Below are 15318 nucleotides of genomic sequence, written 5' to 3'. Positions count from 1 at the left end.
GAAGGGCGGCATTAAAGCCCCCTTTTCACATGGTGACGTCAGCGTTTAGCGAATGACGATGTTCGCGATCACACCGTTGACCGAGCCGATGAGCAGGAAGTCGTTGTCGACCTGCACCCAGCGATAGCCGCGTGGCGGAGCCGACAGGCGGTAGCGATGATAGTCGCGCACGTCACGCATATGGCGGCGCTCGGTAGGCGTCATGCGATGGCCGCGGCTCCACTTGTACTTCGTGACGTGAACGTCGCGCTCCACGACGACCGGCCGGCGGTGATCCTGGGCGCTCGCTTCGGTCGTTGCCAGCAGCGGAGAAGCGAGCACAGCAGTAGCGAGAAGGACGGTGGTGAGCTTTTTCATTGGGAGGTTCCTCGTGTTGAACACGCCCAGAACCTAGGTCCAAAATGATGAACCGAAACTGAAAGTTTGATTAAACTTACGTAATGAAAACACGTGTTTAAAAGTATCTATTAAATTAGCAAATGCGACATCTCCCGCAATTTCAGGCGATGTCGCTGGTTCGATCATAGTTCCTCGTAATTGAACCAATCGAAATCCGCGGTCTTTGCGCGACCCGACGTATCGAAGGCGAAAACGCCGGCGAATGCACCGGTGAACGAGCCGTGCTCGCCACGTCCGCCCTCGTCGGAGACCACACCGGCATCCAGCACAGGCCCGATCGGCTGCCAGGCCCCCTTGCCTTCCGTCTGCCAGAAGAACTGCAGGTCATTGTCGCGGATTTCCATGGAAAGCTGAACGCGCCCTTCGGCAGGCACCGCAACGCCGCTGCCGACCGGGAAGTCGAGACGGCTGTGGGGATAGTCGCCATTGCAGGAGAGAATGGTGACGCACCGTCCTAGCTTCTCGTGGAGGGTCACGGCGACCGCGTGGAACTTGTGCCTGTTATAGTAATGCGTCAGGCCGGCAACCTGCTGGTAGGTGTGGGGATCAAACTCCACGACCGTCTCCGCCCTGAAGCTGTGGTGCTCCTGACGACGGGCGACAAGAGACTGTTCGAACCACGAACCGATGCTTTCGCGCCCGATCAGCCTCAGATGTCCTGCCCGATCGGTAAGGTTGAAAATGCGCTCCGGCTGTGGCGTGCGAAGCCACTGGAAATCATCAGGCAGCTTTCCACCGTCGAAGCTGTATTCGCTGCGCACGGGCTTCTCGACCGGCACAGCGCCGGCCAGTCCCGGCACGGTGACATCGGGAACAACAGTGCCGTTCCCGAGGTAAAGCCACCCGTCCTCCTTCCAGACACACTTCTGCAGGCTGGTCTCGCGACCGAGCGTGCAGCGGCGCTTTGGCGGCATCGGACGACCGCAGAGGTGCGTGTGATAGGCCTGTCCGTCGGGCGTTTCGACATACTGGCCGTGCCCTGCTCGCTGGAGAATGGCTTCAGGATGATCCTTTGACGTGATGAGGTGCTTGTTCGGATGCATCTCATAGGGACCGTCGATCGTGCGCGAACGAGCCATGGTGACGGCATGGTCGTAGCCAGTGCCGCCCTCGGCGGTCGTCAGGTAATAGTAGCCGTTCCGCTTGAAGAGATGCGGTCCCTCGACGAGGCCCAGCGAACTGCCGGCGAATATGTTCTTGATCGGGCCCTTCAGCGACCTGGTCGCCGCATCCCATTCCTGCAGCAGAATGCCATCGAAGGCCGGCGACTTCGGCGCACCGCCGAAGCTCTCGGTGCGATGATTCCACTGCATGTTCATGAACCACTTGCGGCCGTCCTCATCATGGAACAGGGACGGGTCGAAGCCCGAAGAGTTCACGTAGACCGGCTCCGACCATTCGCCCTCAATGGTTGGCGAAGTCACGATGTAGTTATGCGCATCCTTGAAGTTGCCGTCGAAGCGCTTGACGTCGGTATAGACCAGCCAGAACAGCCCGTCGGCATAAGAAAGGCAGGGGGCCCAGACGCCGCAGCTGTCGGGATTGCCGCGCATGTCGAGTTGCGACTTGCGCTCGAGAGGACGCCGAACCATCGTCCAGTTCACAAGATCGCGCGAATGATGGATCTGGACGCCGGGATACCATTCGAACGTCGAGGTGGCGATATAGTAGTCGTCTCCAACGCGGCAAATGGATGGATCGGGGTTGAAGCCCGGCAGGATCGGGTTGCGGATCATGGTGAAGTCTCCTCCCTGAAATACGCGCGGCTTGCCGCACGTACATCAAAAAATGATAGGAGAAACGCCCGGCGCACTGGACCGGGCGCTTCGGTTTATTCGCGTTCCGCGGACTTTGCCCAGAGATTGATGTCGGCCTCGCGGGCATAGACATCGATCTCCTTGAGCTCAGCGGCGGTAAATTCGAGATTGTCGAGCGCCTTGACGCAATCGACGATCTGCGACGAACGGCTCGCGCCGATCAGCGCCGACGTCACCCGGTCGCCACGCAGAACCCAGGCAATCGCCATCTGCGCCAGCGTCTGGCCACGACGCTCCGCGATCTCATTGAGCTTGCGGATGTTGTCGATGATCTGAGGACGAATGAAGTCCTTCTTGAGGAAGTGGTTCTGGGCAGCACGGCTATCCTGCGGGATGCCGCCGAGATACTTGGTCGTCAGCATACCCTGCGCCAGCGGCGAGAACACGATCGACCCCATGCCGGCCTCGTCAAGCGTATCCAGCAGCTTGTCGTCCTCGACCCAGCGGTTGAGCATCGAATAACTCGGCTGATGGATCAGGCACGGCGTCCCGAGATCCTTCAGGATAGCGGCAGCCTCCCGGGTGCGCTGCGAATTGTAGGACGAGATGCCGACATAGAGCGCCCGGCCGGAGCGGACAATATGATCGAGCGCGCCGCAGGTTTCCTCGAGCGGGGTATCCGGATCGAAACGATGCGAATAGAAGATATCGACGTAGTCGAGACCCATGCGCTTCAAGCTCTGGTCACACGACGCGATCAGATACTTGCGGCTGCCCCATTCGCCGTAGGGACCCGGCCACATGTCGTAGCCGGCCTTGGACGAGATGATCAACTCGTCGCGCAGGCCTGAAAATTCAGTGCGCAGGATTTCACCGAAGGCGGTTTCGGCGCTCCCAGGAGGCGGGCCGTAGTTGTTGGCGAGGTCGAAATGGGTGATACCGAGATCGAAGGCCGTGCGGCACATGTCGATCTTGCGGTCATGCGGCGTGTCGCCGCCGAAATTGTGCCAGAGGCCGAGCGATACCGCAGGCAGCTTCAGGCCGGAACGGCCTGTGCGGTTATACTTCATCTTTGAATAGCGGTCGGAAGCCGGTTGCCAGCTCATAATTCTGATCCTTTAAGCGAAAAAGCGCGGGCTTGTCGCCCGCGCCGGACCATAGTCCTTTGGTCGCTTACTTCAAGAGCGCCTGCGCTTCTTCGATGCCGAGTGCGGCCGGCTGCGTGCAGGTCGTCGTCAGCTCGATGAAACGGCCTTCCTCGCCCGACTTCAGGATTGAAGTCATGACGTCGACGCCGTGCAGCGTGCGATCGAGCGAGCAACGCGCATCGCGCCCCTCGATGATCGCCATCGCCATGTCGGCGAGACCCGCCGTGCGGTAGTTGGCGCGCGGTCCCTGCGGGCTCTCCTGGTTGAAGATACCGAAGGGATGTTCCCAGCCTTCGACCGGCTTGATGTCCTTGTCCTTGCCGCTGGCCTCGACGACGCCGCCGAAGAAGTTCGGATCCGGCACGTAAAGCGAGCCCTCGGTGCCATAGAGCTCCATGTTGGCGTGGCGATGAGACCAGACATCCCAGCTCGCCGTCAGCGTGACAGTCGCGCCGCTGACAAATTCGAGGATCGCCTGGATCGTCGTCGGCGTCTTGACCGGGATGGTCTCGCCATGACGCGGCTGGCTGGTGATGGTGCGGGTCTCGGACGCCATGGAGGTCATCGCGCCGACGCGCTTCACCGGACCGATCAGGTTGATCAGGTTGGCGATGTAGTATGGACCGAGATCGAGGATCGGGCCGCCGCCGGGCAGGAAGAAGAAGTCCGGGTTCGGATGCCACATCTCCATGCCCGGGCTCATGACGTAGCACGCGCCCGAGGTGACGCGGCCGATGCCACCGTCGTCGATAAACTTGCGGGCAAGCTGGTGCGCGCCGCCGAGGAAGGTATCCGGCGCGCAGCCGACGGAGAGGTTCTTCTCCTTGGCAATGCGGCGCAACTCTTCACCCTGCTCGAGGGTGAGAACCAGCGGCTTTTCCGAATAGACGTGCTTGCCGGATTCAAGGATCGCCTTGGAAACCGGGAAGTGAGCATCCGGGATCGTCAGGTTGACGACGACGTCGATCTCGTCATTGGCGAGAAGCTCATCGATCGTCTGCGCCTTTACGCCGTATTCCTCGGCGCGGGCCTGGGCAGCCTGCACGTTGATATCGGCGCAGGCCAGGACCTTCAGACCCTTGAAAAGCGGAGAGAGTGAGAAGTAGGTGGTGGAGATGTTGCCGCATCCGATGATGCCGACGCCAAGTTCCTTGGTCATGATATGCCTCAATAAGTCTTGAAGGATGCGATCGAGCGCGTGATCAGGCGGTCGACATCGGCCGGGTTGTCATGCTCGACGACGTAGTGCTTGGTCTTGGTGCTCTTGAGTGCAGCGATGAGCTTGGCCCACTGCAGAGTGCCGTGGCCAACATCTGCCCAACCATCCTCGTTCTTGTTCTCGCCAGCCGGCGCAATGTCCTTGACGTGAGCCGAGGTGATGCGCGATCCGAGCTTTTCGATCCAAGAGAACGGGTCAGCACCACCGCGAACGACCCAGGCGATATCCGCTTCCCAGGAAATGTCAGGAGCGCCTTCAAAGATGCGTTCGATCGGCAGTGAGCCATCGGCGAGCTTCACGAATTCGAAGTCGTGGTTGTGCCAGCCGAACTCATAGCCGGCATCCTTGTAGGGCTTTGCCATCTCATGCAGCCGCTTGCCGAAGGCCAGCCAGCCGGCACCATCGGTCGGGCGCTGCTCGGCGGCGAGATGCGGCGCATAGATCGAGTCCATGCCGAGGACCTTTGCAATGTTCAGCGACTTCTGGACTTCGCCGTCGAGGAAATCGGGGCTGAAATGGCCACTGGCCATGACAAGACCGTTCTTGTCGAGTTCGGCACGCAGGCTGTTCAGGCCGGCATCATCGAGGTCGGCATAGATGCCGCCGAAACCTTCGACTTCCTGATAGCCGGCCTTGCCGAGCTTTTCAAAGATCGCCGAATAGGGCTGGAAGTTACGGGCGCTGTAAAGCTGGAAACTCAGTTTCGTCATCATTCCTCCTCGGGCCTCGTGCCCATTGCATTTCAGTCAGGATCAATCCACGGACTGACAGGATTGCAGGTCGTAGAAACGGAATTCCGGCAAGGTGCCGCCCTCGAGCGGCTTTGCCGGGGTGAAGGTAATGCGGCGCGTCTCGCCCGCCGCCAGATCGAAGGCATTGTCTGAATACTTGCCGTCGGTCTCGGTCTCGATCATCACGAAGAGCGCAAGTCCCTTCGCAGTGACGTTAAGGCACACGGAGCCGTCTTCCTCGACATACTCGTGTGTGACCATGAGGCCCGCAGCCTCGAGCTCCAGTGCCTTGTAGGTGCCGTGCACATAGTGCCCCTCGCCACCCATGCCATTCGACGCCGTGAAGCGCCAGGCAAGCAGTGTCCCGGCAGGAATTTCGGAAACGTCGATGCTCGTCGCCGTTACGGCTGCGTCAGGGGTGCAGACCGCCTGCACGTCCTTCAGGTGCTTGCGTTCGCCCTTCATGTCGAGGACCGAGACCGACAGGTCGATGCTGACCTCGGCAAGCGTGTCGTTGACCAGCGAGAAGCGGATCTGCTTGCCGTCCTCATCAGGGATCGCCGCAACGGCGACCGGCTGGAAGAAGCGCTTGACCAGATAATGCATCGCCTTCCAGCGACCGCCGTGGTCGAGGCTCGACCACGAGGCGACCGGCCATGTGTCATTGAGCTGCCAGTAGATGGTGCCCATGCAATGCGGCTTCAGCGACCGCCAGTATTCCACTGCGGTCTTGATTGCGAGACCCTGCTGGATCTGGCTGAGATAGACGAAATTCGGGAAGTCCTTCGGGAAGCGGAAATAGCGGAACATCGTCCCGGCAATGCGCTCGTTGCCACCTGCATTCTTCTGGTGCAGCTCCATGACAGGCGACGCTACGTTCATGTCCTTCGGATCGGCGTAGGTCTTGATGACAGGCAGCGACGTATAGGACTGGAAGCCGAATTCCGAGCAGAAGCGCGGGCGCACCGATCGATAATTGTCGAACGACTTGTTCTCGTGCCAGACCGACCAGTAGTGCATGTCGCCGGAACCGTCGGCATGCCAGGCATCGCCGAAATCGAGATAACCGGATGCCGGGCTCGACGGCCACCAGATGGCGTCGGGCGCCGCCTTCTTCATCGCCTGCTCGATCGTACGGTTGAGGCGATCGTAGGAGACAAGATAGCGGTCGCGATCCTTCTTCGACTCGTCGAACCAGGTGAGCGCACCGACCAGTTCGTTGTCGCCGCACCACAGCGCGATCGACGGATGCGAGGACAGACGGCGCACCTGATAGTCGACCTCAAGCGCGACGTTGTCGAGGAAATCCTCCGTCGAAGGATAGAGGTTGCAGGCGAACATGAAATCCTGCCAGACCATCAGGCCCATCCGATCGCAAAGATCGTAGAAATAGTCATGTTCGTAGAAGCCGCCGCCCCAGACGCGGATCATGTTCATGTTTGCGGCATGAGCCGACTGCAGCAGGTCTTCAGTCTTCTCGGGCGATGACAGCGAAAACAGCGCATCAGCCGGGATCCAGTTGGCGCCGCGGCAGAAGATCTCGCGGCCGTTGACCTTCAGCGCGAAACGGCTGCCGGCGGCATCGGGCGTCGTGATCAGCTCGACGGTGCGAAGACCGATTTGCTTGCTGACCGCATCCGACGGAAGATCGACAGTCAATGTGTAGAGCGCCTGCTCACCACTGCCCGCCGGCCACCACAAGCGCGGCTTATCGATCTGGAAGACGTGGTTGACGACGGTTTCGCCGGCGCCGACGCCTACGTCGAGCCGAATGCGTTCCCCGTCGAGCGTAAAATGAACAGGCACAATCCCCGGATTCTTGGCGAACAATGTCGCCGTCACCTGCAGATCGACGGAGCCGTCGAGATTATGGACCTGACGTGTCGTGACGTGGTCGATGCGCGCAGTCTCGAGCCTGCGCAAAGCGATCGTGCCATAGAGGCCGAGCGGCGCAATCGCGATGTTCCAGTCCCAACCGAAATGGCACTGCGGCTTGCGCAGCATATTGCCATTCGCAATAGGCGAATTGCCGGGGTGATATGGGATGTAGAACGGCTGCTTGGCCTGCCGGTCGGCACCGGCCGAAATGCTCGAGTGCAGCACGATCCGAATGTGGTTCTCGCCAGTCTTCAGCTGGCCACCTACATCGGGCCGGTAGCGACGGAAGCTGTTATCGGCGAGCAGCACCGGAGAACCGTTGACGAACACCGCGGCAACGGTATCGAGATAGTCGATATCGAGATACCACTCGCCGTCCGGCTCGGACAGCGTGAAACTGCGTTCCAGCACCCAGTCGCGCTGCGCCACCCACTGAACGATCTCCTCGTTACGGCCGAAATAGGGATCGGGGATCAGTTCAGCGGCATGCAGCGCCGTGTGCACATCGCCCGGCAGCGTGATCGATGTCGTGACCTCGCCGTCGGCTGAGGTGAGCTTCCACGATCCGGATAGGTCGAGGTTAAACCCGTTTGTCGGCAAGGAAGTCATAGCATTATCCCGATCGGGCCGCGCTTAGGACCGCCCGCAATCGCGGGCCGCAGCCGAACTTGGTGGCCAGATGGCCGATTGGAGAACGGGCGGAACTATACGCTCCGCCCTATTGCGATTTCTAGATGCGAAGCTCAGTCTCCGCATCAAAGAGCGACGCCAGCGACATATCGAAGCCGAGCTTGACGGCGGAACCGGGGCTGAAGCGGCGTGCACCATTGATACGCACGGACATCGTGTGGCCGGCATGCTTCAGCCAAAGCAGGTTGTCGGCGCCCATTGGTTCCTCGATGTCGACGGTCGCTTCGTGGACCTCGGCGCCGAGATTCTCGTTGACCTTCACATGTTCAGGACGAACGCCGAGAATGACCTTGCGGCCCGCTTGCAGCGATTCGGGCGCCTCATAGGCTGCAACAGAGAAGTTCACGCCGTTGGCAGTGAAGAACGCCTCGTCACCCTGCTTGGTGATCTCCCCACGCAAGAAATTCATCGACGGCGAGCCGATAAAGCCTGCAACAAAGAGATTGCGTGGCTTGTTGTAGATCGTCGTCGGGTCGGCAAGCTGCTGGATGATGCCGTTTTTCATGATCGCGATACGATCGGCCAAGGTCAGCGCTTCGATCTGGTCGTGCGTGACGTAGATCATCGTGTTGTTCAGCGACTGGTGCAGGCGCTTGATTTCGACGCGCAGCTCTGAGCGCAGCTTGGCGTCGAGGTTCGACAGCGGCTCGTCGAACAGGAACACATCCACGTCGCGCACCAATGCGCGACCGATCGCAACGCGCTGACGCTGGCCGCCCGAGAGCTCGGCCGGCTTGCGCTTCAGCAGCGGCTGGATCTGCAGGATTTCCGCCGCACGCGCCACGCGCTTGTCGATCTCCTGCTGTGGCACCTTGGCGACCTGGAGGCCGAAAGACAGGTTCTTCTCGACGCTCATCTGCGGATAGAGCGCGTAGGACTGGAACACCATGCCGATGCCGCGATCCTTCGGCTCTTCCCAGGTGACGTTCTTGCCCTTGATGAAGATCTGGCCGTCGGATGCGTCGAGCAGTCCGGCGATGCAGTTCAACAGCGTGGACTTGCCGCAGCCGGAAGAGCCCAGGAGAACCAGGAACTCGCCGTCGTTGATTTCGAGGTTGAGGTCCTTGAGAACGCTGACCGAACCGAAGTTCAACGAGAGATCTCGGATGGAAACACTTGAATTCATGGATCAGCCTTTCACTGCGCCAGCGGCAATACCACGGACGAAAAGTCGTCCCGATACGAAATAGACAACGAGCGGCACCAGACCCGTCAGGATCGTTGCGGCCATATTGACGTTGTATTCCTTCACGCCCTGGACAGAGTTGACGATGTTGTTGAGCTGCACGGTCATCGGGTAGTACTCCGGTCGGGTGAAGACGACACCGAACAGGAAGTCGTTCCAGATGCCGGTGACCTGCAGGATCATGGCGACGACGAAGATCGGCAGCGACATGGGCAGCATGATCTTCAGGAAAATCTGCCAGAAGCCGGCCCCATCGATGCGGGCAGCCTTGAAGAGCTCCTGCGGCAGCGATGCGAAGTAGTTGCGGAACAGCAGCGTCAGGATCGGCATCCCGAAGATGCTGTGCACGATGATCAGGCCCGTCAGAGTTCCATAGACGCCGATCTCACGCAGCACGATAACGATAGGATAGATCATCACCTGATAGGGAATGAACGCGCCGACGACGAGGATCGCAAAGAAGACTTCCGAACCCTTGAAGCGCCAGTTGGCGAGCGCATAGCCGTTCACCGAGGCAATGGCGATCGACAGGACCACCGAGGGAACGGTGATACGCACCGAATTCCAGAAGCCGCGCGAGAGGCCGTCGCAGTTCAGGCCTGTGCAGGCCGTCGCCCAAGCCTTCACCCAGGGCTCGAAGGTGATTTCGACCGGCGGTGAGAAGATATTGCCGAGGCGGATTTCGGGCATGCCCTTCAGCGACGTGACCATCATCACGTAAAGCGGAAGAAGGTAATATGCAGCGGCAACAAAAAGCGTGCCATAGAGAATGATGTTGCGCGGAGAGATCACCCGCTTCGGCTTCGGGCCGCTGGGGCCGGACGCGCGGCCACCGGAGGTCTTGAGAGTAACAGAATCAGGCACGTTTACGCCCTCCGAATTCCAGATAGGCCCACGGGATGATGATGATCGCGACGGTGACCAGCATCATGGTCGAGGCGGCGAAACCCTGCCCCAGATTCTGAGCCTGGAACATGTAGTCGTAAACGTATTTCGCAGGCACTTCAGAGGCGATGCCTGGACCACCTGATGTCTGCGCCACCACCAGGTCGTAGACCTTGACGATGCCACTGGCGATGATGACAAGCGTCGTGATGAAGACAGGCCGCATCATCGGAATGACGATGAAGAGATAGGTCTTCCACATCGGGATGCCGTCGACGCGCGCGGCCTTCCAGATGTCTTCATCGATACCGCGCAAGCCGGCGAGCATAAGGCACATGACGAGACCCGTGCCCTGCCACAGCGCGGCGATCAAAATGCCGTAGATGACGATTTCAGGTGTGTAGAGCGGGTCGAAATTGAAGCTTGTCCAGCCAAGCGACCGGACAACTGATTGGATGCCAAACTCAGGGTTCAGGATCCACTGCCAGACGAGGCCGGTAACGATGAAAGACAGGGCGAATGGGTAGAGGAAGATCGTACGGAACGTATTTTCGAACCGGATCTTTTGGTCCATCAACGCCGCGAGCACAAAGCCAATCACCAGGCTGAAGATAATCGATAGCACGCCGTAGATCGCAAGATTCTCGATGGACACGATCCAGCGCGGGGCAGCCCACAGGCGCCTGTATTGTTCGAGACCTACGAAGCTCAACCGCGGAAGGAGCTTCGAGTTCGTGAATGAATAAACGACCGTCCAGGCCGAGCCACCGACGAAGATGACCAAGGCGGTCAGGATCATCGGAATGGATGCAATCTTCGAATTCAGATTGCGCAGTAACTGATTTGGCCGGCCGGCTTTCGCTTGACCCGTCATTGTAATTCCTCCTGAATCGCAATTCTGCTGTGATCCAGAGCAGCGAACCGTCTACCGGTCGCCTCCTCTTCTCACTCCCACACCAAGGCCGGATGCCCTGCATCAGCTGCTACCAGCCTCGAGCGCTGCCGCCACCCGGACACGATGGGAGTTCCAGGCAAATCCGGCTCCGTCACACGGAGCCGGATCGCAACAGCGTCGGAAAAGCGACGATCAGTCGGCAGAAGCGATGATTTCAGCGAAGCGCTTCTGAGCGGCTTCCGGCGTCATCGACGGATTTGCGAAGAACTCCGAGAAGAGGTCTTCCTTCTGCTTCTGGCTATCCGCCGACAGAAGCTGGTCGGTACCTTGGATCACATTGCCCTTTGCGAGGATGTCGAGACCCTTCTTCATGCAGTCGTTGGCTGCACCAAGGTCAACGTCACCGCGAACTGGCAGCGAGCCCTTCTTCAGGTTGAAGGCAACCTGCGTCTTGGGATCGAGAAGCGTCTTGGCAAGCACAGCCTGTGCCTTAGACTTCTCTTCGTCCTTGAGCAGGGGGAAGTAGAAGGCATCACCGCCGGTGGAGATGATTTCGTTCACGCCGAGGCCCGGAAGGCATGTGTAGTCGGTACCGGCCTTCTGACCAGCCAGCTGGAACTCGCCTTGCGCCCAGTCACCCATGATCTGGCCACCGGCCTTGCCCGTGATGACGAGGTTGGTTGCTTGATTCCAGTCCTGAACATTGCTGCCCTTGGACATACGGCGAGCGTCATCGGCGGCCTTGAAAACCTTTGCGATCTCCGGACCGGCAGCCGCTTCAGCGTCCTTGTCCTTGAACACCTTGAGGAAGGTATCCTTGCCGGCAATGGCAACCATCAGCACGTCGAACGCGCCGGCAGCTTGCCAGGGCTGACCGCCAACGGCGAGCGGAACGATGCCGGCCTTTTCGAGCGCCGGAGAGGCGGCGACAAATTCGTCCCAGTTCTTCGGCACTTCAACGCCAGCCTTCTTGAAGGCTGCATTGGAGAGCCACAGCCACTGCCAGGAGTGGATGTTGACCGGGGCACAATAGATCTTGCCGTCGATCGTGCAGGAATCGAGCAGGCTCGACGGACGAACGATGTCCTTCCAGTGCTCGGCGGTGGCGACGTCGGTCAGGTCCCGCATCAGGCCAGCCTGAACCAGCTCTTCGGCCTGACGACCATGGTTGAACTGCGTGGCACCCATCGGATCACCGCCGGTGATGCGGCTGATCATGATCGGACGCGCGGTACCGCCGGAGCCGGCGATCGCACCGTCGACCCACTTGTTGCCGGTCGCGTCGAATGCCTTTGCGAGTTCTGCCACGGCAGCGGCTTCGCCACCAGAAGTCCACCAATGGGTGACTTCAAGATCGGTCGCGTTCGCCGCACCGAGCGGCAGCACGACGGAAGCGGCAAGTGCAGCCGCGATCAAACGAAAATTCATGAGTTCTCCTCCCTCACTGAAACGTTGCCGGAAAAACTTAGTGCAATCGATATTTTCGCGCAACAGCCAGCCGATGAAAAATTTCTAAACTTTTTTCTTTGCAATCTCAGACTGCATAATGGCGTTGATTTTTGCACGGGAGAGCGTGGAAAGCACAACGAGCGAGCAAGTGCACAATCTGGATTATCGAATTGTTTTAACGCACAAAATATCGTCGTTATCGCATTTTCGGCAGCACGTTTCATTCGCAGGTGCAAAAAATGTGAGCAAAACACCACGACTAAACCTATGGGCGCACCCATGCTGTTCAAACGCGAAAAAGGTCTCGACAATTCTACTGTATCGTTACAGATTTCGCTGTCTGAGGGAGGAGCATCTTTGGTCGCACTTGCGCTTACGACGCTTCTAAAAAGACTCTATAAGCGGACCAAATCGCATAGGATGGTCTAGAGGGATGAAAAATAACGAAAAATTCGGAGACGCCACCGGCGTGCTCCAGCGGGAGAGGCCGACGCTCAAGACGATTGCCTTCATGACGGGCCTCGGTGTGACCACCGTTTCGCGTGCCCTGAAGGATGCGCCCGATATCGGTGCCGAAACCAAGGAGCGCGTGCGCATGGTCGCCCGCCAGCTCGGCTATCAGCCGAACAGAGCGGGCGTGCGCCTCAGAACCGGCAAAACCAACGTCATCGCGCTCGTGCTCAGCATCGACGAAGAGATCATGGGCTTCACCAGCCAGATTGTCTTCGGCATTTCGGACGTTTTGTCGGGCACGCCCTATCACCTCGTCGTGACGCCCTATTCCATCGCCAAGGATCCGCTATTACCGGTCCGCTACATTCTCGACACCGGCTCCGCCGACGGCGTTATTATCTCGCGAATCGAGCCCGACGACCCTCGCGTCAGCCTGATGATCGAACGCAACATGCCCTTCTCCACGCACGGGCGCACCGAGAGCGATCTCGTACATCCCTATCATGATTTCGACAGCGAGGCTTACGCTTATCAGGCCGTCCGCGCCCTCGTCGCCAAAGGCCGTCGGAAGATAGCGCTGCTGCCGCCGCCAGGCCGGCTCACCTATTTCGCCCATACGCGGATCGGCTTCCAGACGGCGCTGCATGTCTATGGCGCCGAAGAGATCCCGCTGCGCGTCAACATCGACGCGCCGTTGCAGCAGATACGCGACGAGGTGGAAGCACTGATGCGTTCCTCGCATGCGCCAGATGGCATCGTTTCCTCCTCGGCCGCCGGCGCGATCGCCGTCAATGCCGGTGTAGAGGCTGCCGGTTGCGTCGTCGGTCGCGACGTCGACCTCGTCTCGAAGCAATCGACGGAGATCCTCAACTGGATACGACCGAATATGATCACCTGTTTCGAGGACGTTCGCGAGGCCGGCCGCGAACTCGCCCGCGCGGTGATCGGCCGCATCGAAGGCGTTCCGCCCGAAAAGCTGCAGAGCGTCAGCCAGCCGACCTGGCCGGACGGCGTCTTCGACTGACCCAACAGGAAACCAAAGCGGCGAGAATCAAAAAAGCCCAGCTCCGGCCGGGCTTTTTCATTTAGGGAACGCGCGCCGGCTCAGAAGGTCGCCGCACCGCTACCCCACGGGCCGTGGTGGAAGTCCTTGCTGTCGAGGCGATCAAAGCCGTGCGCGCCGAAGAAGTCACGCTGCGCCTGGATCAGGTTCGCGGTGCCGCGGCCTTGGCGATAGGCGTCGAAATAGGTCAGCGCCGAGGTCAGCGCCGGAACCGGCAGGCCGGCTTGCAGGGCCGCCGCAACGACGCGGCGCAGCGCCGGGATCGATTCCTTGACCATCTCGGAGAAGGCAGGCGTCACGACCAGGTTGGCAGCATCCGGAGCCTTGGTGAAGGCCGAGGTGATCTCGTCGAGGAACTGCGAGCGGATGATACAGCCGGCTCGCCAGATCTTGGCGATGACAGGCATCGGCAGCGACCAGTTGAACTCGCGCGATGCTTCCGCCATGACGGCGAAGCCCTGCGCATAAGCGCCGATCTTGGCGGCGAACAGCGCCAGCTCCAGATCCTTGTTGAGTTCGGGGCCGTAGGCGATCGGGAACTTGTATTCCGGCTTGCCGAAGATCTTCTCGGCGGCTTCGCGCTCGGTCTTCATCGACGACAGGCTGCGGGCGGCAACGGCGGCTTCGATCGCGGTTGCCGGAATGCCCATGTTCTGCGCTTCGATCGCCGACCACTTGCCGGTGCCCTTCTGGCCGGCCTTGTCAAGGATCATGTCGACCATCGGGCCACCGGAGACCGGATCACTCGCGGCCAGCACCTTCTCGGAAATCTCGATCAGGTAGGAGTTCAAGCGACCCTTGTTCCATTCGCCGAAGATGCCGGAAATGTCCTTGGCGCTCTTGCCGAGACCATCGCGCAGGATGCCGTAGATTTCGGCGATCATCTGCATGTCGGCATATTCGATGCCGTTGTGGATCGTCTTGACGAAATGGCCGGCACCGTCATTGCCGAGCCAGGCAACGCAAGGATCATCGTTGTATTTGGCGGCGATCGAGGTCAGCACCTTCTCGACGCGCTTCCAGGAGTCCTCGGTGCCACCGACCATGATCGAAGGCCCATGGCGTGCACCCTCTTCACCACCCGAGACACCCATGCCGATGAAGGTGAGGTCGGTGTTCTTCAGGCGGTCGAAACGGGCGATCGTGTCGCGGAAGTTGGCGTTGCCGGCATCGATCATGATGTCGCCCTTGGAAAGATGCGGGCGCAGTGCTTCCATCTGCTGATCGACGGCCTCACCGGCCTTGATCATGATGATAATCGGACGCGGCGGGCGGATCGCTTCGACGAACTCCTCGATCGTCTTGCAGGGAATGATCTGCTTCTTCAGATCGCCGGCGCTTTCGTAGAATTCGTCCGTTTTCTCAGGTGTACGGTTAAAGACAGCAATCTTGTTGCCCTTCTCCGCAATGTTGAGCGCCAGGTTGGAACCCATGACCGCAAGGCCGATCAGCCCGATTTCTGCCTTTTCCACGATACACCTCCGATGTGTCATTTTTGGACCGGTGTTGTGGCACTCTCTGGCTCAAACGGCAAGTTCGATTCGGCTTCGAATCGGCCTCGTATT

At 59.7% G+C, this 15318-nt stretch carries 12 protein-coding genes; 1 reads left to right on the top strand and 11 read right to left on the bottom strand.

The genetic code is table 11. The features are described from left to right. Window positions 1-45: 45 nt before the first annotated feature. The 10 genes from IB248_RS06525 to IB248_RS06480 all read right to left on the bottom strand — a co-directional run bounded on the left by IB248_RS06525 (window position 46) and on the right by IB248_RS06480 (window position 12216). Window positions 46-357: an RcnB family protein gene (locus tag IB248_RS06525; protein ID WP_018854743.1), complete on the bottom strand. Its 312-nt coding sequence runs from the start codon at window positions 355-357 to the stop codon at window positions 46-48. A 164-nt stretch (window positions 358-521) separates the two neighbouring features. After that, the gene (locus tag IB248_RS06520) at window positions 522-2135 is read right to left on the bottom strand and encodes a glycoside hydrolase family 43 protein (RefSeq protein WP_192240568.1); all 1614 of its coding nucleotides are present in this window, start codon (window positions 2133-2135) and stop codon (window positions 522-524) included. 95 nt (window positions 2136-2230) lie between these two features. Then, window positions 2231-3262 (bottom strand): L-glyceraldehyde 3-phosphate reductase, encoded by a 1032-nt coding sequence (mgrA, locus tag IB248_RS06515; protein ID WP_062371138.1) that lies wholly within the window; start codon window positions 3260-3262, stop codon window positions 2231-2233. A gap of 67 nt (window positions 3263-3329) precedes the next feature. After that, window positions 3330-4463 (bottom strand): Gfo/Idh/MocA family oxidoreductase, encoded by a 1134-nt coding sequence (locus IB248_RS06510; protein ID WP_018854740.1) that lies wholly within the window; start codon window positions 4461-4463, stop codon window positions 3330-3332. Between the two features lie 8 nt (window positions 4464-4471). Then, window positions 4472-5233: a sugar phosphate isomerase/epimerase gene (locus IB248_RS06505; protein WP_192240627.1), complete on the bottom strand. Its 762-nt coding sequence runs from the start codon at window positions 5231-5233 to the stop codon at window positions 4472-4474. Window positions 5234-5275: 42 nt separating this feature from the next. Next, on the bottom strand, window positions 5276-7741 hold the full coding sequence (locus IB248_RS06500; RefSeq protein ID WP_018854738.1) for a glycoside hydrolase family 2 protein: 2466 nt from the start codon (window positions 7739-7741) through the stop codon (window positions 5276-5278). 121 nt (window positions 7742-7862) lie between these two features. After that, complete coding sequence (locus IB248_RS06495; RefSeq protein ID WP_018854737.1) at window positions 7863-8948, bottom strand: ABC transporter ATP-binding protein; 1086 nt, start codon at window positions 8946-8948, stop codon at window positions 7863-7865. A 3-nt stretch (window positions 8949-8951) separates the two neighbouring features. After that, the gene (locus tag IB248_RS06490) at window positions 8952-9872 is read right to left on the bottom strand and encodes a carbohydrate ABC transporter permease (RefSeq protein ID WP_018854736.1); all 921 of its coding nucleotides are present in this window, start codon (window positions 9870-9872) and stop codon (window positions 8952-8954) included. Further along, a complete protein-coding gene (locus IB248_RS06485; protein WP_025660691.1) occupies window positions 9865-10767 on the bottom strand; it encodes a sugar ABC transporter permease in 903 nt (300 codons plus the stop codon). Before IB248_RS06485 ends, IB248_RS06490 begins: the two co-directional genes overlap by 8 nt. A 213-nt stretch (window positions 10768-10980) precedes the next feature. Next, window positions 10981-12216, bottom strand: a complete 1236-nt coding sequence (locus IB248_RS06480) for an ABC transporter substrate-binding protein (RefSeq protein WP_025660692.1) — start codon at window positions 12214-12216, stop codon at window positions 10981-10983. Window positions 12217-12670: 454 nt separating this feature from the next. On the opposite strand from IB248_RS06480, the gene IB248_RS06475 reads away from it, so the two are divergent. After that, window positions 12671-13714: a LacI family transcriptional regulator gene (locus IB248_RS06475; protein ID WP_062371141.1), complete on the top strand. Its 1044-nt coding sequence runs from the start codon at window positions 12671-12673 to the stop codon at window positions 13712-13714. Window positions 13715-13794: 80 nt separating this feature from the next. Here IB248_RS06475 and gndA read toward each other — a convergent pair whose 3' ends face one another. Continuing rightward, complete coding sequence (gndA, locus tag IB248_RS06470) at window positions 13795-15246, bottom strand: NADP-dependent phosphogluconate dehydrogenase (protein WP_192240567.1); 1452 nt, start codon at window positions 15244-15246, stop codon at window positions 13795-13797. Window positions 15247-15318 lie beyond the last annotated feature (72 nt).

This window comes from Rhizobium sp. RHZ01, from assembly GCF_014851595.1.
Classification (GTDB): Bacteria; Pseudomonadota; Alphaproteobacteria; order Rhizobiales; family Rhizobiaceae; genus Rhizobium; species Rhizobium altiplani.
Note: the sequence above shows the minus strand (reverse complement) of the source record. Positions and strands in the feature narration are given on the sequence as shown.